The sequence below is a fragment of the Rheinheimera sp. NSM genome (assembly GCF_052380015.1).
Taxonomy (GTDB): Bacteria; Pseudomonadota; Gammaproteobacteria; order Enterobacterales; family Alteromonadaceae; genus Alishewanella.
In genome coordinates, this window is the sequence record NZ_JBQTCI010000001.1 from 1,126,356 (window position 1) to 1,145,924 (window position 19,569).

The following is a 19,569-nucleotide window of genomic DNA, read 5'->3' on the forward strand; positions in this document are numbered from 1 at the left end:
CTATGCACGCTGAGCTATGGCCCGGTTTTATTCTGCACAGCCGTCAGCTGGGTGAAGACAAGCTGATTTTGCAGCTGTTACTGCCTGAGCTGGGCCGGTTGTCGGCGGTGGTACGCAAACGCCAGGGCAAGCAACGTTTGGCGCTGCAGCCGTTTCAGCAGTTTAGCTTACAGTTAACCGGGCGTAATGAGCTGAAAACGGTAAAAAGTATTGATGAAGCGGCACCGGCCTTTATGTTCAGTGGCAAGGTGCTGTACAGCGGCATCTATTTAAACGAGCTGGTATGCCGCTTATGGCCGGATAATCTGGCAGCAGAGCAGTTATTTGCCGTATATCTGCACAGCCTGCAGCAGCTAAGCCTGGTGCAGCAGGGCAGCGCAGAGCTGGAGCCGTGTTTACGCGAGTTTGAATTTGCGCTGTTAACTGAGCTCGGCCAACCGATAGATTGGCAGCACGATGCCCTCGGCAATGCTATCAGCAGCAACAGCTGTTATCAGTGGCAAACCGAGCTGGGCTTTGTACCTGCTGCTAAGGGATACAGCGGCGCGCAGCTGTTACACATCGGGCAGGGACAGTGGCAAAATGCCGATGTCAGGCGCTGTGCCAAGCAACTGAGCCGCCAACTGCTGGCGCCTTTGCTGGGCAGCAAACCCCTGGCCAGCCGCGCGTTATTTGCAGCAGAATAATCTTTAATTTTGTCATCCGGAGTCAGGCATGCACAACCCTATTTTTCTTGGCGTTAATATTGATCACGTGGCAACGTTGCGCCAGGCGCGCGGTACTTATTACCCGGAGCCGGTACATGCCGCCTTGGTGGCCGAACAAGCCGGAGCCGACGGTATTACCGTGCATTTGCGCGAAGATCGCCGCCATATTATTGATCGCGATGTGTTTGTGCTGCGCCAAACCATTGCTACCAGGCTGAATTTTGAAATGGCGGTTACCGATGAAATGCTGGCCATCGCCACTGAGCTAAAACCACATTTTGCCTGTTTTGTGCCGGAAAAGCGTCAGGAGTTGACCACCGAAGGTGGGCTGGAAGTGGCCGGGCAATTAAGTCGTATTACTGATGCGGTAACGCAAATGCGTGAGCAGAATATTCTGGTATCACTGTTTATTGATGCCGACAATCGCCAGATTGAAGCTGCCGCCAAAGCCGGTGCGCCCTATATTGAAATTCATACCGGTAAGTACGCCGAAAGTACCGACAGCGCTGAACAAGCAGCCGAACTAAAACGGATCAGCGATGCTGCCGCTTTTGCTGCGTCGCTGGGTTTAATTGTTAATGCCGGCCATGGCTTGCATTATCACAATGTGCAGCCAATAGCGGCGATACCGCAAATGCACGAGCTGAATATCGGCCATGCTATTGTGGCCCGTGCGGTATTCAGCGGCCTGGACGCCGCGGTACGCGAAATGAAACGTTTAATGGTGGAGGCGCGCCGCTAAATGGCCATTGTGGGTCTTGGTACTGATATTGTTGAAATTGCCCGTATAGAGCAAAGCCTGGCCCGCAGCCCGGCGCTGGTTAAGCGGGTACTTACGTTAGCTGAGCAAACGATTTATCAGGACCATGCTAAAAAACAGCCGGCGATAGCCGCGCGTTATTTTGCCAAACGTTTTGCCGCCAAAGAAGCCGCGGCCAAAGCGCTGGGTACCGGCATTGGCCGCGGCGTATCCTTTCAGCATATCAGTGTCAGCAACAATGCCGTGGGGGCACCGCAACTGGCTCTGAGCGATTATGCTGCCGAGTTGGCCTCAAGCCTGGGGGTGAACCATATTTGGTTATCGATCAGTGACGAGCAGGCCTATGCTGCCGCTACGGTAATTCTCGAGCGGCAATAGCCGCCGCCTGGCAACCTGGTTACCATTTCGGCCACTGCTGGCTTTCCTGCCACAGCGCTTGCAACACATCATCCAGTTCCAGCAGTTCCGGCTCCAGCTCTGCCGGCGTTTTGCCCTGTTTCAGTTGGGTTTCCAGCAGCTCCGCCAGATTTTTCAGCGCCGGCACCCCGGTATAGCAGCAGGCACCGTGCAACTTATGGATTTGTTGCAGCAGTTGCTCGTTATCATGCGTCACCAGCGCTTGCTGAATAGCGGCGCGGGTTGAGGTAATACCCGCCACCAGCATTTGCAGCATGTCGGTCATCAGGCTGCATTTACCGCCGGCTCTTTCCATTGCCAGGGTCCAATCTACCAGTTTACTGGCCGGCCAGTTATTGGCCAAGCTCTGCAGCTTGGTGGCCGGACAAAATTCCTGCAAGCTGCAATGCAGCATGCTTTCATCCAGCGGTTTACTTAAAAACTCATTAAAGCCCAGGGTTAACAGCCTGGCGCGCTCGCCGTCCACGGCATGGGCAGTAACGGCAATTACCGGCGTGTGCTCGTTCAGTGAGCTTTGCCGGATACGTTGGCAGGCGGTTACGCCGTCCATCACCGGCATATTAATGTCCATAAAAATAATGTCGTAAGCGTGCTGGGTGGCTTTGTGCCAGGCTTCCGCACCGTCGCGGGCCGAATCTATATGTTCAACGTACTCGGCCAGTAAGGTATTTATCAGCTTCAGGTTAGCGTCGTTGTCATCTACCGTCAGCACCTTCAGGCTGGCATTTTTCGGCGTGCTGTTGTGCTCAACTACCTGCTGTTGCTGCACATAGGGTTGTGCCAGTGTCATCGCCAGTTTACGCAAATGCGGCGGCTTGGACAGGCAGGCATCAGCGCCGGAACTGAGCAAGGTTTCACGCAAGTGCGGCGATAAGGTATTCACCAACAGGCAAGTGTAGCGGCACTGCTGTTTTACCTGACGAATTAACGCGGTCACCTGATTAACCTGGTTAATGGCAATAGTGCGGCCAATCAGGCCGATGTCGTAATGCTGTTGATGTGCCAGCGCTTGTTGTAACTGGCCTTTAGTGGCGCAGGCGGTAACCTGCATGCCCCAACTGTGTAGCAAGCTTAGTGTGGCCTCGCGTGAGTGTTGCTGTGGCTCAAAGTACAGAATTTGCTTGTTTTCCAACAACTCCAGCGGCAGGCTGTCGGCAACAGATAACTGATGGCGCTGACATCGGATAGTAAACCAGAAGGTGGAGCCTTCAGACGGTTTGCTTTCAAAACCGATATTGCCGCCCATCGCCTGCACCAGCCGCTGTGAAATCATCAGGCCCAGCCCGGAGCCGGACTGATGGCTGCGCTGCTCGTTAGTGCTAAAGCCCTGAAACAGTAAATGCTGCTGCTCTTCACTGATACCACGGCCGGTATCCTGTACCGAGCAGTGCAGGATCAGCTGATCTTCGTTCAGTAAGCTGGCCGATACACGGATAACAATGCTGCCGTGATCGGTAAACTTAATCGCATTGCCGGCAATATTCATCAGTACCTGGGCAAAACGGGCCGGGTCGGCGATTAAGTCGTCCGGGCAGCCGGGCTCCACCATTAACACCAGCTCCAGATGCTTATCAAAGGCATTGGCGGCCAGCAGTTCAGTGGCATCGTTTAATAAGTCGCGCAGTGAAAACGGCTCGGGGTTGATCGATAAGCGGCCTTCTTCCAGCCGGGAAAAATCCAGCACATCATTGACCAGATGCAATAGGCTGTTGGCCGATTTTTGAATAGTGGTTAAGTAATCATGCTGGCTGCTGGACAGCCGTGTTTTCAGCAATTGTCGCGTAAAACCAATCACGCCGTTCAGCGGCGTACGCAGCTCATGGCTCATTTTGGCTAAAAACTCCGATTTCTGCCGGTTTTCTTCCAGCGCTTTGCGCCTGGCAAAATCGAGCTGAATATTGTGTACTTCCAACTGCTCCATGCTTTGTTGCAAGTCACTGGTAACCTGCTCAATTTGCTGTTGCACTTCCTGTTCATGATGCGCCAGATGCTCGCCCAGCCGGTTTAAGTCCTGCTGTAGCTGTGCCAGTTCGCGCACTATACCGGGTACGCCGGCTGTTGGTGTCTGGCCGTTCAACAACTGCTGCAACTGGTGTTGCATGGCGCGCAGCGGCCGGTGTAGCCGGCGCAGCAAATACAGGGTGGGTACTATTACGCCCAGCAGGCACAGCAACACCAGTAGGGCAATGTGCAGCAGCAGGGTTTGCTGTTGCAGGCGCAGTTGCGCTTTGGGTAATTGTAACACCAGGTAGCCACTGCTGTCGGCCATGCCGCCGGCCTGTGCCAGGCTGCTAAGCAGAGGTTGATAGACTAAGGCGGTATCGCTGCCGGCAACAACTAAACCGGTAGCGGGTAAGCTGCCGGGGTCCGGTAGCGACAAACTGCTGGAAAACTGCTGCGGGTTGCTGCTCAGCAGCGCCTCGTTTTGTGCGTTAAACAGCGTAACATTGCTCAGCAACGGTGAATTTAACCGGTGTGTACTGTCAATCAGTTGCTGCAGCGCCGCGTGATTTTGCCGGCTGAGTAAGTCTTCGGCACTGATCGCCAGCGGCAGGGCAATATGGCGGGCCCGCTCGGTTAAAGAAAGTGCTAACTCCTGATAGCGAACATAGCTAAAATAGCCGGCGCAGAATACACTTACCAGCAGCGCCGGTAACAGGCTGCACAGCAATAACCAGGAACGCAAACCAATTTTCGTCATTGATACAGGCAAAGAAGTAATAATTGTTGTGCTGATAATGACATATCAGACCGCACTTGCCTACAACCCGATAGAGAACCCATGCTTAACCTTTATAAAGCCAAACCGAAAACCAGCTTAACCGGCAAAACACTGACATTCAGCATTGATAGCAGTGACTACGAAGTGCATGGCATCAGCAAACATGAACAAAAAATTGCTTTTATCAGTGGAGCACTACCGGGCGAGAGGGTGCAGGCAAAGGTGGCGGAAGATAAAGCCGGTTACCTCAAAGCGCTAAGCACTAAGGTGTTACAGGCTTCATCACTACGCATTACGCCGCCTTGTCAGTATGCGGCGCAATGCGGCGGTTGTCAGTTGCAGCATATCAGCGCGGCTAACCAGCGCGGGTTAAAGCAACAGGGTATTGATAAGCTGATTTGCCATCAAACCGGTTTAACGTCTTTACCGTGGCAGCCGATGCTAACGGCAGCCGACAGCGGTTATCGCCGCCGCGCGCGGATTGGCATCTGGTACGATAAAAAACAGCGCCGCTTTAGTGTTGGCTTCAGGCAACACGCCGATAAACAGATTGTTGCCGTAGACAGCTGCATGGTGTTATCGCCGCTGTTAGCACCGGTATTTGCTGCATTAAACCAGGCCTTGCCGCAATTAAAAGATGCCACTGCGGTAACCCATGCCGAAGTACTGGAAGCCGGCGGTACCGCCTTTGTTATAGTGCGTCATGTTAAACCGCTTACGGTAACTGAACAGCAGGGCTTTGTTGCCGCCTGGCCTGAAGCGGTATGGTTGGGGGAGGCGACAGCCGGTGAGTTTAGTTACTGGAATACTGCAGTAACACCGCAGTACCATCTGGCAGAGCAACAGCTGACGTTGCAATTTTCGCCGGACGATTTTATCCAGGTAAATGCCGCTATAAACCAGCAGATGGTGACACAGGCATTGGACTGGCTGCAGCTTGGCAGCAATGACACTGTGCTGGATTTATACGCCGGCATCGGCAACTTTAGCCTGGCTCTGGCACAGCGTGCCAAAACAGTGCATGCACTGGAAGGCGTGGCTAAAATGGTGCAACAACTGGCAACCAATGCTAAGTTAAACGGTCTTAGCAACGTGGAAGCCTGGCAGGCCGATTTACATCTGGCGTGGCCAAAAGCACGCTGGAATAAAGCAGAATATACCAAGGTGCTGCTGGACCCGGCCCGTGCCGGAGCACAGGGGGCGGTAGAGCAAGTTGTGAAGCTAAAACCGGCACAGATATTGTACGTGTCGTGCAATGCGGCCACCTTTGCCCGTGACGCCAAAGTGTTGCTGCAAAGCGGCTATAGCTTGGAAAAGATCTGTGGTGTTGATATGTTTGCCCACACCAGTCATCTGGAATTAATGGCGTTGTTCAGCCGGTAGTAAAAAGAGGGAACAGCACATGGTAAGGGTTCGCCAGTCGCACAGCACTGATTACAACAGTGGTGAAACGCTGGAATGGTTATGCTCACTGGGGCTGACTGAGAAAAAGATCAGCAGTTTAATGGCTGCTGCAGAGTGGCTGAAACAGCATCAGCTGGTAGAGCCGGAGCCTGCCGTACGCACCGGTTGGGAAATGGTCGAAATTCTGGCCGACCTGCGCATGGACAGCGACTCACTGTTGGCCGCGTTGTTTTTTCCACAGCTGGAGGCCGGGTTGCTTAGTCTGGAGCAATTAGAGCCGGCATTTCCGGCCAATGTGCTGGTGATGTTGCGTGCCGTGCAGCAAATGGAAGCTATCCGTACTATCCCTACCGGGCCGAATCAAAGTGTTAACCCGCAGCAGGCCGATAATCTGCGCCGTATGCTGTTGGCAATGGTAGAAGATGTGCGCGCTGTGGTCATTAAACTGGCTGCGCAAATTTGTTACCTGCGTGAAGTGAAAAATGCCGACGAAGAAACCCGGGTACTGGCCGCTAAAGAAACCAATGCCATTTTTGCCCCGCTGGCAAACCGGCTGGGTATCGGCCAATTAAAATGGGAGCTGGAAGACTTAGCCTTTCGTTATCTGCATCCGCAACTGTACAAACAAATTGCCGGTTTGCTCGAAGAGCGCCGGCTGGATCGTGAGCAGTATATGCAGGATTTTGTCGCTTCAGTGCGGCAGAAAATGGCCGATGCCAATCTGGCGGTAGAAGTGTACGGCCGGCCGAAGCACATTTTCAGTATCTGGAAAAAAATGCAGAAAAAGCAGCTGGCATTTGATCAGCTGTACGACATCCGCGCGGTGCGCATTATTACCGAACGGGTGCAGGATTGTTATGGTGCTTTAGGTATAGTGCACACCGGCTGGCGGCATTTGCCGAAAGAATTTGATGACTATATTGCCACGCCCAAGCAAAACGGCTATCAGTCTATTCATACTGTGGTGCTGGGGCCGCAGGGCCGGGCGGTGGAAATACAGATCCGCACGCGGCAGATGCACGAAGACTCTGAGCTTGGCGTAGCGGCACACTGGCGCTATAAAGAAGGTGCTGCAAATACCAAAGATGGCGCCAACGATGAAAAAATCGGCTGGCTGCGTAAGTTACTGCAATGGCAGGAAGATGTGGTCGACAGCAGCGATTTAGCCGAAGAGCTGCGCAACCAGGTAATTGAAGATCGCGTTTATGTATTTACCCCCAAAGGCGATATTGTTGATTTACCGATGGGCTCAACCCCGCTGGATTTTGCTTATTATGTGCATTCTAATGTTGGCCATCGCTGCATTGGCGCCAAGGTATCCGGCCGTATTGTGCCTTTTACCTATCAGATGAAAACCGGCGATCAGGTAGAAATTCTTACCGGGCGTGAACCTAACCCCAGCCGTGATTGGTTAAACCCGCATTTAGGTTATTTGAAATCCAGCCGCGCCCGTTCAAAAGTGCAGTATTGGTTTCGCCTGCAAGACCGCGATAAAAACCTGGCGGCCGGCAAAGAGCTGCTTGATACCGAACTGACACGGCTGAACCTGGTAATGGAATATCCGGCCAAGGTACTGACGCGGTTTAACGTTAACAGTATGGACGAGCTACTGGTGGGTATTGGCGGCGGCGAAATTAAAGTTACCCAGGTAGTGCACTTTATTCAAAGCCAGTATGTAAAAGATGAACCGGAAATTGATCCACGTTTAATTACCAAACCGTTGCCCTCTACCAAAGCGAAAAGCGATGTGGTGGTGCAGGGCGTGGGTAACCTGCTGACGCATATGGCCGGTTGCTGCCATCCGCTGCCGGGCGATGCCATTATTGGCTATATTACTCAGGGCCGTGGTATTGCTATTCACCGTGATGATTGCGATCAGTTTAAAACGCTGCAGGACAGCCACCCTGAACGGGTGGTGGATGCCACCTGGGGCGATAAATACGCCTCCGGCTATGAGGTGGATATCCGTATCGTGGCGCACGATCGCAACGGCTTACTACGCGATATCACCAGCATTTTGGCCAATGAAAAAGCCAACGTTACCAAAATGAGCAGCAGCTCGGATATTAAAGCGCAAACCGCGGTAATTAATATGACGATGGAGCTGTATAACCTCGACTCGCTGAATAAGTTATTAAGCAAAATCAGCCAGATAGATGATGTGGTTGAAGCCAAGCGCTTCCATCATTAATCCGTAACAGTAAAATATAAAGGATTAGCGTGTCAGATAATATAAGCCGCCTGCTGGGCATTATGAGCCGCTTGCGCGACCCGCAAAGCGGCTGCCCCTGGGATTTAAAACAAAGTTACGCCACTATAGTACCGTACACGCTGGAAGAGGCGTATGAAGTAGCCGACGCCATAGCGCGTGAGAGCTTTGACGAGTTAAAAGATGAACTGGGCGATTTACTGTTTCAGGTGGTGTTTTATGCCCAACTTGCCAAAGAAGACGGCCGCTTTGAATTTGATGATTGCGTCGCGGCGATTTGTGACAAACTGGAACGGCGCCATCCGCATGTATTTGGCAACCTAAGTGCGGATGCTACTGATACCCTCAATGCAGACAAAGTGCTGCAAAACTGGGAAGCGCTGAAAAGTAACGAACGTAAAGATAATGGCCAGCACAGTGTGCTGGATAATATTCCGCAGGCAATGCCGGCATTAAGCCGGGCTTATAAGCTGCAAAAACGCTGTGCTAATGTCGGTTTTGATTGGCCCAATGTTGACGGCTGCTGGGATAAGGTAAAAGAAGAAGTTCTCGAAGTAGAACAAACTGTTGCGGGCAGCCCGGAGTTAGCAGAAGAGCTGGGTGATTTAATGTTCGCCTTAGTTAACGTAGTACGCAAGCACAAGCTTGACCCCGAAGCGGTGTTGCGCGCCGCCAACAGCAAATTTGAACGTCGCTTTCGCGCGGTTGAGCAAGCGCTGCTGATGCAGGGCAAAAGCCCGGAGCAATCGAACTTAGATGAAATGGAAGCACTGTGGCAGCGTGTGAAGAGACAAGGGAAGTAAGGGGCGAAATTTACGCCCCGGGTTCCTCAGATGTTAAACAACTCCTGTTAAACCACTTCGTCCGGTTCAGCAAAGTCCGTGCTACCGGCACGGACGTGTTTGTCGCGTAGTTTACCAATAACAGAACTGAGTTTACGCTGCATTTTATCGGCTGCACCGGTGATGGCCTGGCCAACAGTGGCGGCGTGCTCGGTTATGGCGACCGGGTCTAAGCCTTCAAAGCGGGCCTCTAACAGGCAGCGTTTGTCATTGCCATCGTTTTTCTGCTGGCCATTTTCATCACTTAAATGCACTTCAATCCGGGTTAGATGATCGGCAAAGCGGTTGAGTTTGCTTTGCAGGGTATCGCGGATAAATTCAGCCAGCCGCTCGTCGGCCTGGATATGACGATCTGTATTCACTTGAATTTGCATAGGCTACTCCTGTGGTTGACTAAGTGGCGGGATACACAATTTAGAGACCCCGCCGGCGTCGAATGGTTTCCATCTGCTACTACTTATCTGGAGACTGCAAGCGGTACACTCAAGGGGGATGGATTAAAAACTTTTGCAGCAAGTAAGTGTCTGTTAAATGCAAATACAGTGAGAACCGGCTTGCTCTAAACCAACCGTTGCAGGCCAGGATGGCCGAATCGAGCCCCCAGGGACGGGTTCACGGCGTGTTGGTGTGAGCAAACCGGTTCGTATCGGAGAAACATAACTGACTAAATCACATTAGCCAGCAGCTTTACGTTGAGTGCCGATGCGCGCTTTGCTATACTTTCCTCCCGTCCTGATACCAATTCTTGAACAACCGTTGTACCCCAGTGTTTACGCACCGGGCGCTTGGTGTTTTTCTGTTTTGGTATTCATCTATTGATTAACATTGTCTCAGGGGTCTCATGACTACAAGATATATCTTTGTGACGGGTGGCGTGGTTTCCTCCTTAGGTAAAGGCATTGCTGCAGCATCACTGGCAGCTATTTTGGAAGCGCGTGGCCTTAAGGTCACCATCCTTAAACTTGACCCCTACATTAACGTTGACCCGGGCACCATGAGCCCTATTCAGCACGGCGAAGTGTTTGTAACCGAAGACGGTGCTGAAACCGACCTTGACCTTGGCCACTATGAGCGCTTCATCCGCACTAAGATGACCAAGCGTAATAACTTTACTCAGGGCCGTATTTACGCCGACGTATTACGCCGTGAGCGCCGTGGCGATTACCTGGGCGCTACTATTCAGGTTATTCCGCACATTACTAACGAAATTAAAAGCCGTGTAGTCGCCGGTGCTGAAGGCTACGACATTGCTATCGTCGAAATTGGCGGCACTGTTGGTGATATTGAATCGCTGCCGTTTTTAGAAGCTATTCGCCAGTTAGGTACCGAAGTGGGCCGCGAGCGTACTCTGTATATGCACCTGACACTGGTGCCTTACCTGGGCACTGCCGGTGAAATTAAAACCAAACCAACCCAGCATTCGGTAAAAGAGCTGCGCTCTATCGGTATTCAACCGGATATTCTGGTGTGTCGCTCAGATCGTGCTATTCCATCCAACGAGCGCGCCAAAATAGCGCTGTTTACCAATGTGGAAGAAAAAGCGGTTATTTCGTTAAAAGATGTCTCCAGTATTTACCAAATTCCGGCGCTGTTAAAATCACAGGGCCTGGACGATTTGGTTTGCCGCCGTTTTTATATTGAAGCGCCGGAAGCAGACCTGGTTGAGTGGGAACAGGTGCTGTATCAGGAGTCGAACCCTACCGGCGAAATTACCATTGGTATGGTAGGGAAGTACGTTGAATTGCCGGATGCGTATAAATCGGTAAACGAAGCTTTGGGCCATGCCGGGCTGAAAAACCGTGTAAGCGTGCATATTAAATATATCGACTCACAAGATGTTGAGAGTAAAGGCGTTGGCATTTTAGCCGGACTGGACGGCATTTTAGTGCCGGGCGGTTTTGGTGAGCGCGGCGTTGAAGGGAAAATTCTGGCAGCGCAGTACGCCCGCGAGCACAAAGTGCCGTACCTCGGTATTTGTTTAGGTATGCAGGTGGCGCTGATTGAATTTGCCCGTAATGTCGTAGGTATGAGCCATGCGCATTCCACCGAATTTAACAAAGATACACCTTACCCGGTAGTGGGTTTAATTACCGAATGGCGCGATGCCGACGGCTCTGTGGAAACCCGTTCAGATAAGTCTGATTTGGGTGGCACTATGCGCCTTGGCAGCCAAAACTGTAACCTTGTTGCTAATACCAAAGCCCGCGAAATTTACGGTAAAGCGGTTATTCAGGAGCGGCATCGTCACCGCTATGAAGTGAATAACAACTTACGGCCACAATTAGAAGAGGCAGGATTAGTGGTGTCGGGGTTGTCGGCCGACAATCAACTGGTAGAGATGATAGAAATACCGTCGCATCCGTTCTTTGTTGCCGGGCAATTTCACCCGGAATTCAACTCGACACCGCGTGATGGTCATCCGCTGTTTCAGGCTTTTGTCGCAGCCGCGTACAAAGCGCAGAAGCAGCAACGCGTATAACTTGTGCTAAGCCGTGTCACCTCACACGGCTTTTTCGTTTTTAACAGGGGACTTAAAGCATGTCTGAGATAGTAAAAATTATCGCCCGCGAAATTATGGATTCACGCGGCAACCCAACAGTAGAAGCTGATGTGTACTTAGCCAGCGGCGCCATGGGCCGCGGTTGTGCCCCGTCCGGTGCCTCTACCGGTTCGCGCGAAGCGTTAGAACTGCGCGACGGCGACAAAAGCCGTTACTTAGGTAAAGGTGTGACTAAAGCGGTAGCCAATATCGACGGCGCGATTCAGGCGGCGTTAACAGGCAAAAACGCGTATAACCAGGCTGAAATCGACCAGATCATGATCGATTTAGACGGCACTGAAACCAAAAGCAAGCTGGGTGCCAATGCCATTCTGGCCGTGTCATTAGCGGTAGCACGCGCAGCAGCTGCCGATAAAAAAATCCCGTTGTACCAGCACATTGCCGATTTAAACGGCACCTCTGGTGTATACAGCATGCCGCTGCCGATGATGAATATCATCAACGGTGGCGAGCACGCTGATAACAACGTCGATATTCAGGAGTTTATGGTACAGCCGGTGGGCGCCAAAACCTTCGCCGAAGCACTGCGCATGGGCGCCGAGGTTTTCCACAGCCTGAAAAAAGAGCTGCAAAAGCGCGGCTTAAATACGGCAGTGGGTGATGAAGGCGGTTTTGCGCCGGATTTAAAATCAAATGAAGAAGCCTTATCTGTGATCGTTGAAGCGGTAAAAGCCGCTGGCTATGAGATGGGTAAAGACATCACGTTAGCGCTGGACTGTGCCGCTTCTGAGTTCTATAAAGACGGCAAATACGTACTGAGCGGCGAGAACAAGAGCTTTGACTCTTACGGCTTTAACGACTATTTAGCCGGCTTAAGCCAGCGTTATCCTATAGTGTCGATCGAAGATGGCCTGGATGAGAGCGACTGGGATGGCTGGAAAGACTTAACCAACAAAATCGGCAGCAAAGTGCAGCTGGTAGGTGATGATTTATTCGTTACCAACACCAAAATTTTAACCCGCGGTATTGAGCAGGGCATTGGTAACTCTATCCTGATCAAGTTTAACCAGATTGGTTCGTTAACCGAAACCCTGGCTGCGATTAAAATGGCGAAAGATGCTGGCTTCACCGCGGTTATTTCACACCGCAGTGGCGAAACAGAAGATGCCTTTATTGCTGATTTAGCCGTAGGCACTGCCGCCGGTCAAATTAAAACCGGCTCACTGTGCCGCTCTGACCGTGTATCTAAGTACAACCAGTTACTGCGGATTGAGCAAGAGCTGGGCGCTAAAGCGCCGTACAAAGGCCGCAGCGAAATTAAAGGCCAGTAATTTCCGCAGGTAAGCACTGACTGTCGCTTTATCTGAAGCTAAAGCAACAAAGCCACCTTAGGGTGGCTTTTTTTATGTGTTAAAGGTAGCGCTTACACATCTGCAGCTATGTCATATTTCAGTCACACAATGGCTTTACGATAACGCGCTGTCAGGATGGCTGCTGTGATTACTTCGGATAGGATTTTATTAACCTGTATTTAAATGAGTAGTTGTCTTGGGATTAAGTGATTTTCATCGTACCGAGCTTGAGCGCATCCTGGCGCATAAACTGCTTACTCCGCTGTTCCAACCTTTAGTTGCCCTGAGTGACGGCAGCGTTTGGGGCTATGAAGCGCTGATCCGCGGGCCGTCCGACAGTGCGCTGCACTCGCCGATACTGTTGTTTAAAACTGCCCAGGCTTTTGATTTACTCGAAGAGCTGGAGTTGTTATGCCGGCAAATGAGTATTAATGCTTTTGCTGCCGCCAAAGTCGATGGCTTGCTGTTTCTCAACGTGAATCCGCTGTTGCTGTTAACCTCCGATCATCCCTCCGGCCTGACTAAAAAATACATTCAGCAAGCCGGGTTGGAGCCGGATCGCATCGTTATTGAGCTGTCTGAACAGTTTCAGGTAGAAGATACCGGGCTGTTTATCAGTGCGGTAAAACATTACCGTGACTTCGGCTTTAAAATTGCTATCGACGACTTAGGCAGCGGTTTTTCCGGGTTGAAACTCTGGTCAGAGTTACAACCGGATATTGTTAAAATTGACCGCTATTTTATTGACCAGCTGCATCTGGACCCGATAAAAAAAGCCTTTGTGAAAAACATTATTGAACTGGCAAAAAATACGCAGTCGGTTATCGTGGCCGAAGGTATTGAAACCAGCGAAGAGTTGCTCACCTGCAAAGAATTAGGTGCCGACTTTGGCCAGGGCTATTTACTGGGCCGGCCGGATGTCAGGTTAAAATACGATGCGTTGCAGCTGGCGCAATTGCTGCGCACGGATGATAAAGGCCTGGCACTGAATGATGCGCTGGAGCCGGTGATCAGCCGCACAGCCGCCGTGGCTGATAATACCCCGGCGCAACAGGTCGCTGACTTGTTCCGTTATGATAAAAACCTGCCCTGTGTCGCGGTGGTAAATCGCGACAATGTGCCGGTGGGTATTGTCAGCCGCAGCATGATTAACGAGCGCTTTTCACACCAGTTTGGCCGCGCCTTGTATGAGAAAAAGCCGGTTAAGCATTGTATGGAACAGGCGCCTTTAATCGTCGACCGGCAATTGTCGCTTGATAAAGTCAGTGCCATTCTCAGTGCCGAAACAGATGAAGAGGCCGGCTTATTTTTTATTGTCACCGATAACGCTAAGTACTACGGTATTGGCTCGGTGCGCAAAGTGCTGAAACAGCTCAGCGAGAATAAAATTCAGCTGGCGCGCTACGCTAACCCGTTAACATTGCTGCCGGGCAATGTGCCGATTAATACCCGCATCGATCAACTGCTGAAGCACAATCTGGCTTTTAGCGTGGCTTATATCGATATTGATAACTTTAAGCCCTATAACGATCAGTACGGTTACAGCAAAGGCGACTTAGTGATAGAGCTGCTGGCGCAGATTATTCAGTCGGCCGTGGACCCTGCACAGGACTTTGTCGGCCATATTGGCGGCGACGATTTTATTGTGTTGTTTGCCGCCGATATGCCGCTTACAGTGGCAGAGCGCATAGTGGCTGAGTTTGATCAGCGCGTGCGGCATTACTATTTGGCACAGCATCTGCTGGACAACGGCTTTAGTGCAAAAGACCGGCTCGGGGCTGAATCTTTCTACCCGCTGCTGAGCATTTCTATCGGTCTGGCGCGGCCGGATCCAGCGCTGTGCACCAGCCACCATGATGTGTCTGCGCTGGCGTCAGCGGCCAAGCAGCAGGCCAAGAAACAGCAGGGCTCGGCCATTTTTGTCAATAAAAGGCGCTCGCCGGATACGGCGCCGGATACAACATTGTCAGAGCATGCCGTTTCAGCTAAGGCTAATTTGGCTTAAGTGATTTTGCAGGTGCAGATAGTGCGCTTTAAAGTAATCAATTTTATTCAGCTCACCAAAGGCAAAGTGCGGTTCCAGCCGGCCCTGCCAGGCGATAAACTGTTCCAGTACATACACCAGCTCGGCTTGTGCCACGCTGTTGGGCACCTCTGTTACCAATTCCGGAGCGCCCGGAATAGCCTCATCCAGCGGGTGATCCATACTGCCTTTGGCAACAAAGGTGTTAAAGGCCGCTTTGCCGGCTGTTAGCTGAAACCACGCCGGTTTAGCTTGCGGATAACCTGTCATAGAATAGCGGATGCTTTGGGCACAGTGCTGAAAAATTTCGCTGACATTCCAATTGCCGCTGCTGCTGAGCCGGTCTGCCGGTAAGGCTTTTATCTCGCGCAGCATTTGCCCCAACGGGTAGTGGCGTAAGGTAGCCACACTTTTAACGCCCAGCACCAGCACTACGGGTGCGCACAGGGCGCCGGTCAGAAATTGTCTTCGGTTCATCTTGTTACTCAGCACTACAGCATAAAGGTGGCGATATTGCCGATACTGTAGCAGGAAAAGCACAACACCGGAGCAGGAAAAATGTGCCGCTGGCATTTTTTCTGCAGTGCTACAGGTTGCCGTAATGCTGCGGTAGTTGAGTTTTGCTATTTTATCAAGCTAATCAAAGAAATAATTGCCGAAAAAACCGGCATATGTTAGATTCGTGCAACTTTTATGACACAGGGATGTAGGGCGAAATGCAAAGGAATGTGTTATTGACTGATGCAGAGCGCGGCTTTTTTGCCGAGCTGTTTGACGAAAATATTCAGGTTGCCCCTGCGGTGCAGGATGGCCTGAACCACATGATCTCGGTAACCACTGAAGTGCCGCAGTTAATTGCCTCTTTATTGGGCAAAGCCAAATTCACCTTATTAGCCGAAGTGGGTAATTACAAACTGTGGTTCCCGCTGGAAATGTCATTGGACGAATTTGGCCAACCTAACCCCGTACTGGGCATTCCGGAAGTGCTGGAATATTGTGGCGCCGAGCGTAGCTGGCGGTTACAGGCCGAGCCTGAATTACGCCTGAGTGATAAACAATACGCCGGTAAGGTACAAGTGTTGTCGTTGTCCAGCAGCGGCATGGCGTTGCAACCCGACAGCCTGCACACAGCAGAACAGCTGATGCAAACCAATGAATTAACGCTGTGTCTGCCGGATGGTCAGCTGCTGCGCCTGGGTATTGAACCGGTGCGGCGCGAGAATAATATCCTTGCTACCCGCATCAGCGCCTGTAAACAAAACCGTGATACCTTGCGCCGTTACCTGTTTCAGCGCCACCGCCAGCGTCATCCGGCGTTGTATCAGGGCTTAAGCTGAAAAAACGCCAGCTAAACCAGGGGTTTCGCTTTGCAAACGCGCGCTGATTGGCTAACATCTGGCCATGATTGATGCAAGCCGTAACCAACCCCATTTCTGGCAAGTGTCCGGAGAGAATCAAACTTATACCGAGCTATGTAATGCTTTGTATGAGCGCGAGCTGCTACGCTTGTCGCGGCTAAGCACCGAACAACTGTTACGGCTGCCAAACCGCCTCGCCAGTTTACCGTTTTATATCCGCCGTGCGGCGGCGAATATTTTGCAGCAGCACAGCGAGCTGCAACTGGACAGCCTGAATGCGTCCTGGTATCACCGCCAGGCTGCGGTTTGCCCGGCCCGCAAGCAACAAGCCGATCCGATAGAAGCGTTTTATCGCAAGCATGCCAAACCCGGCCTTATTGTACCGGTGTATATTACGTTGCTTAGCCACGAGCAAATTGTGCTCGACAGTGTCGACGAGGTGGATGTTGCCGGCATGCGGCTGCATTGTAACGAGCACGGCTGGTTTGCTTTTGCCGGTACGCCGTTATCGCAACAAAACAGTGACAAATTTTTACTCAAGCCGGCTAAAGCCATCCTTACTGCCGCGTGTTGCGGCCATCAGTGGTTAAATGGCAACAGAACACCGCCACGGCTGCTGACTCTGCGCGAGCTGCTGTTAGCCAGCCGGCTCAACTGGCAAAATTTTGCCAGGCCGTTACCGGCCTTATTGCCCTGATGCCATTATTCCTGCTTTGCAATCAGCCTTTGAGGCTTCATAATAACGGCATTGTATTTAACGAAGCTGCGTTATGCGAATACTCACTGTACTGCTGGTAGTAGTGCTTGGCCTGCTGCAATACCGTTTATGGTTTGGCGAGCACAGCATTGCCGACTATTTTCGCCAGCAAGAAGAACTGAATATACAGGCGGCCAGTAACCTCGAGCTGGAAAAGCGCAACCGCTTATTAAGAGCTGATGTGAAAGATTTACAGCAAGGTATTGAAGCCATTGAAGAGCGGGCCCGCAACGAATTGGGGCTGATTAAACAAGACGAGGTGTTTTTCCGCCTGTTTAGTCAACATGCTGCGACAGGCCAAACTAATGACTGAGGATACCTCTGTCGCTATCGCGGCGGTAATGCCGGCGGCCGGTATTGGCAAACGGATGCACTCTGATGTGCCGAAACAGTACCTGCAACTGCACGGCAAAACCATTTTAGAACACAGTGTTGCCAGATTGCAGGCTGTACCTGCGGTTAGCCAAATTTGGTTGGCGCTGGCAGCCGATGATCCGTACTTTGCCGATACGGCCCTGGCGCACAGCAATATTATTCGCGTAAAAGGCGGTGCGGAACGCATGCATTCTGTGCTTAATGCACTGCAGTTTATTGATGAGCATCAGTATCCGTGGGTGCTGGTGCATGACGCCGCCAGGCCGCTGGTGCGTAGCAGTGACATAGCGCTGTTAATCCAGCGCTGCCTGGCTGCAGAGCAGGGCGGTATTTTGGCCTGCAGGGTGCGCGATACCATGAAGCGCGGCGAGCTGCAAATAAGCGAAACCGTCAGCCGTGAGCATTTATGGCATGCTCTGACACCGCAATTTTTCCCAACTGCGTTACTGCGCGCAGCGCTTAAAGATGCTATGCAGTGTGGCGTGCATGTTACTGACGAAGCATCGGCGATGGAATGGGCCGGCCACAATGTGCTGCTGATAGAAGGGCACAGCGACAATATCAAAATTACCCAGCCGGCAGATTTAGCTCTGGCGGCGTTTTATCTGGAGCAATTTGTTTAATGAACATGCGTATTGGCCATGGTTTTGATGTACACGCTTTTGGCGGTGCAGGCCCGGTAACTCTGGGCGGCGTAAAAATTGATTATGCACAGGGCCTTGTTGCGCACTCAGACGGTGATGTGGTGCTGCATGCCTTATCTGATGCTTTGTTGGGCGCGGTAGCGTTGGGCGATATCGGCCATCATTTCCCCGACACCGACGCAGCTTTTAAAGGCATCGACAGTCGTATTTTATTACGCAAGGTGTTTGCTGATGTATCTGCTGCCGGGTATAGAATCGGCAATCTGGATATCACTGTGATGGCGCAGGCTCCGAAAATGGCGCCGCACATTGCCGCTATGCGCCGTTGTATCGCCGCTGATTTAGACTGTGAGCTGTCGCAGGTAAATGTTAAAGCTACCACTACAGAAAAGCTGGGCTTTGTCGGGCGCAAAGAAGGTATAGCAGCAGAAGCCGTGGTGCTGCTGGTTGGCGTATGACGGCTATACAACCGTTGCAATATTTGTATGGTGAACCGGCAGTAACCGGGCTTTTGCGTCAGCAGGCAGACGATTTTATTGTTGAAGAACAGCTTAATTTCAGCCCGAGCGGTGCCGGTGAGCATATTTTGCTGTATATCGAAAAGACCGGCCAAAACACCCAATATGTGGCAAAACAACTGGCGGAGCTAACCGGCCTGCGCGCGCGTGATATCAGTTACGCCGGGCTCAAAGATCGCCATGCCGTGACGCGGCAGTGGTTTTGTTTTAAATGGCCGATAAAACAGGAGCTGGACTGGCAAAGCTGGCAGCTTGAGGGCTGCACGATACTGCAGATGCTACGGCATTATCGTAAGTTGCGTTTAGGCGCACTTAAAGCCAACTGCTTTAACATTCGCTTACGCCAGGTATCAGACTGCACAGCACTGCTGCAGCGCGCAGAACAGCTGCGCTGTGGCGTGCCTAATTACTACGGTGAGCAACGCTTTGGTATTAACGGCGGCAATTTAGCCCTGGCAGAGCAGTTGTTTAATGGCCAAAGCATCACCGATCGCAAGCTACGCGGCTTGGCACTATCGGCGGCGCGCTCGTTTTTATTTAACTGCCAGCTTAGCGCCAGAATCGGTGCCGGGCGGTTTAATACTGTGCTCGATGGCGATGTATTGCAACTGGATGGCACCGGGTCGGTATTTCGGGTGCCGCAAGCGGATGCCACCTTGCAACAACGCCTGGCAGAGCACGATGTTCACCTTACGGCAGCTCTGCCGGGCATTGGCGAGCCGATGGTAAGCGGGCCGGCGGCAGAGCAAGAGCAGGCAGCGTTAGCCGCTTATCCGCTGTTGCTGCAGGGGTTACAGGATTACCGGCTTAAAGCCGAGCGTCGTGCTATGCGGCTGGTGCCGCAACAGTTACAACTGCAACAGGATGGCAATGATATTGTTATAAGCTTTGCCTTGCCGGCCGGCTGTTTTGCCACCAGCGTACTGCGTGAATTACTGCAGTACCGCGATTGTGGCCGCAAGACAACAGAAATGGAGTAGC

Annotated in this window: 18 protein-coding genes; 15 read left to right on the plus strand and 3 right to left on the minus strand. The window is 51.9% G+C overall.

Features of this window, described 5'->3' with window-relative positions; all coding sequences use genetic code 11:
* Positions 1–2 precede the first annotated feature (2 nt).
* Genes recO through acpS form a run of 3 tightly spaced genes read left to right on the plus strand, consistent with a single transcriptional unit; the run spans position 3 to position 1,845 of the window.
* Entirely contained in the window at positions 3–686 is a 684-nt protein-coding gene (gene recO, locus ACTZWV_RS05005) for a DNA repair protein RecO (protein ID WP_444785480.1), read from the plus strand.
* Positions 687–714: 28 nt separating this feature from the next.
* Complete coding sequence (gene pdxJ, locus ACTZWV_RS05010) at positions 715–1,449, plus strand: pyridoxine 5'-phosphate synthase (RefSeq protein ID WP_444785481.1); 735 nt, start codon at positions 715–717, stop codon at positions 1,447–1,449.
* Positions 1,450–1,845 (plus strand): holo-ACP synthase, encoded by a 396-nt coding sequence (gene acpS, locus ACTZWV_RS05015; protein WP_444785482.1) that lies wholly within the window; start codon positions 1,450–1,452, stop codon positions 1,843–1,845. It abuts the gene before it with no gap.
* A gap of 19 nt (positions 1,846–1,864) precedes the next feature.
* On the opposite strand, the gene barA is transcribed toward acpS, so the two are convergent.
* A complete protein-coding gene (barA, locus tag ACTZWV_RS05020; RefSeq protein ID WP_444785483.1) occupies positions 1,865–4,585 on the minus strand; it encodes a two-component sensor histidine kinase BarA in 2,721 nt (906 codons plus the stop codon).
* An 81-nt stretch (positions 4,586–4,666) separates the two neighbouring features.
* Between barA and rlmD the strand changes: the two genes are divergently transcribed.
* Genes rlmD through mazG form a run of 3 tightly spaced genes read left to right on the plus strand, consistent with a single transcriptional unit; the run spans position 4,667 to position 9,022 of the window.
* The gene (gene rlmD, locus ACTZWV_RS05025; RefSeq protein ID WP_444785484.1) at positions 4,667–5,989 is read left to right on the plus strand and encodes a 23S rRNA (uracil(1939)-C(5))-methyltransferase RlmD; all 1,323 of its coding nucleotides are present in this window, start codon (positions 4,667–4,669) and stop codon (positions 5,987–5,989) included.
* Positions 5,990–6,008: 19 nt separating this feature from the next.
* Positions 6,009–8,201 carry a GTP diphosphokinase gene (gene relA, locus ACTZWV_RS05030; RefSeq protein WP_444785485.1) on the plus strand — a complete coding sequence of 731 codons (2,193 nt, stop codon included), beginning with the start codon at positions 6,009–6,011 and terminating at the stop codon, positions 8,199–8,201.
* A 29-nt stretch (positions 8,202–8,230) separates the two neighbouring features.
* Positions 8,231–9,022: a nucleoside triphosphate pyrophosphohydrolase gene (gene mazG / locus ACTZWV_RS05035; RefSeq protein WP_444785486.1), complete on the plus strand. Its 792-nt coding sequence runs from the start codon at positions 8,231–8,233 to the stop codon at positions 9,020–9,022.
* 47 nt (positions 9,023–9,069) lie between these two features.
* Here the strand turns inward: mazG and ACTZWV_RS05040 are convergent, their stop codons facing one another.
* Positions 9,070–9,435, minus strand: coding sequence for an HPF/RaiA family ribosome-associated protein (locus tag ACTZWV_RS05040; protein WP_444785487.1), 366 nt, complete (start codon positions 9,433–9,435; stop codon positions 9,070–9,072).
* Positions 9,436–9,902: 467 nt separating this feature from the next.
* Here ACTZWV_RS05040 and ACTZWV_RS05045 point away from each other — a divergent pair, with 467 nt between their 5' ends.
* The 3 genes from ACTZWV_RS05045 (at position 9,903) to ACTZWV_RS05055 (ending at position 14,918) form a co-directional block, all read left to right on the plus strand.
* Entirely contained in the window at positions 9,903–11,540 is a 1,638-nt protein-coding gene (locus tag ACTZWV_RS05045; protein ID WP_444785488.1) for a CTP synthase, read from the plus strand.
* 59 nt (positions 11,541–11,599) lie between these two features.
* Positions 11,600–12,892, plus strand: a complete 1,293-nt coding sequence (gene eno / locus ACTZWV_RS05050; RefSeq protein ID WP_444785489.1) for a phosphopyruvate hydratase — start codon at positions 11,600–11,602, stop codon at positions 12,890–12,892.
* 217 nt (positions 12,893–13,109) lie between these two features.
* Positions 13,110–14,918 (plus strand): GGDEF domain-containing protein, encoded by a 1,809-nt coding sequence (locus ACTZWV_RS05055; RefSeq protein ID WP_444785490.1) that lies wholly within the window; start codon positions 13,110–13,112, stop codon positions 14,916–14,918.
* On the opposite strand, the gene ACTZWV_RS05060 is transcribed toward ACTZWV_RS05055, so the two are convergent.
* Positions 14,895–15,413, minus strand: a complete 519-nt coding sequence (locus ACTZWV_RS05060; RefSeq protein ID WP_444785491.1) for a DUF1569 domain-containing protein — start codon at positions 15,411–15,413, stop codon at positions 14,895–14,897. The genes ACTZWV_RS05055 and ACTZWV_RS05060 overlap by 24 nt on opposite strands.
* A gap of 257 nt (positions 15,414–15,670) precedes the next feature.
* Here ACTZWV_RS05060 and ACTZWV_RS05065 point away from each other — a divergent pair, with 257 nt between their 5' ends.
* The 6 genes from ACTZWV_RS05065 to truD all read left to right on the plus strand — a co-directional run bounded on the left by ACTZWV_RS05065 (position 15,671) and on the right by truD (position 19,568).
* Positions 15,671–16,273 carry a hypothetical protein gene (locus tag ACTZWV_RS05065; RefSeq protein ID WP_444785492.1) on the plus strand — a complete coding sequence of 201 codons (603 nt, stop codon included), beginning with the start codon at positions 15,671–15,673 and terminating at the stop codon, positions 16,271–16,273.
* A gap of 64 nt (positions 16,274–16,337) precedes the next feature.
* Positions 16,338–16,991 (plus strand): hypothetical protein, encoded by a 654-nt coding sequence (locus ACTZWV_RS05070; protein ID WP_444785493.1) that lies wholly within the window; start codon positions 16,338–16,340, stop codon positions 16,989–16,991.
* 73 nt (positions 16,992–17,064) lie between these two features.
* Positions 17,065–17,364, plus strand: a complete 300-nt coding sequence (gene ftsB, locus ACTZWV_RS05075; protein WP_305552671.1) for a cell division protein FtsB — start codon at positions 17,065–17,067, stop codon at positions 17,362–17,364.
* A complete protein-coding gene (gene ispD / locus ACTZWV_RS05080) occupies positions 17,357–18,049 on the plus strand; it encodes a 2-C-methyl-D-erythritol 4-phosphate cytidylyltransferase (protein ID WP_444785494.1) in 693 nt (230 codons plus the stop codon). Before ftsB ends, ispD begins: the two co-directional genes overlap by 8 nt.
* Positions 18,049–18,528 (plus strand): 2-C-methyl-D-erythritol 2,4-cyclodiphosphate synthase, encoded by a 480-nt coding sequence (gene ispF, locus ACTZWV_RS05085; RefSeq protein WP_444785495.1) that lies wholly within the window; start codon positions 18,049–18,051, stop codon positions 18,526–18,528. The genes ispD and ispF overlap by 1 nt, the downstream gene beginning before the upstream one ends.
* Positions 18,525–19,568: a tRNA pseudouridine(13) synthase TruD gene (gene truD, locus ACTZWV_RS05090; protein ID WP_444785496.1), complete on the plus strand. Its 1,044-nt coding sequence runs from the start codon at positions 18,525–18,527 to the stop codon at positions 19,566–19,568. Before ispF ends, truD begins: the two co-directional genes overlap by 4 nt.
* Position 19,569 lies beyond the last annotated feature (1 nt).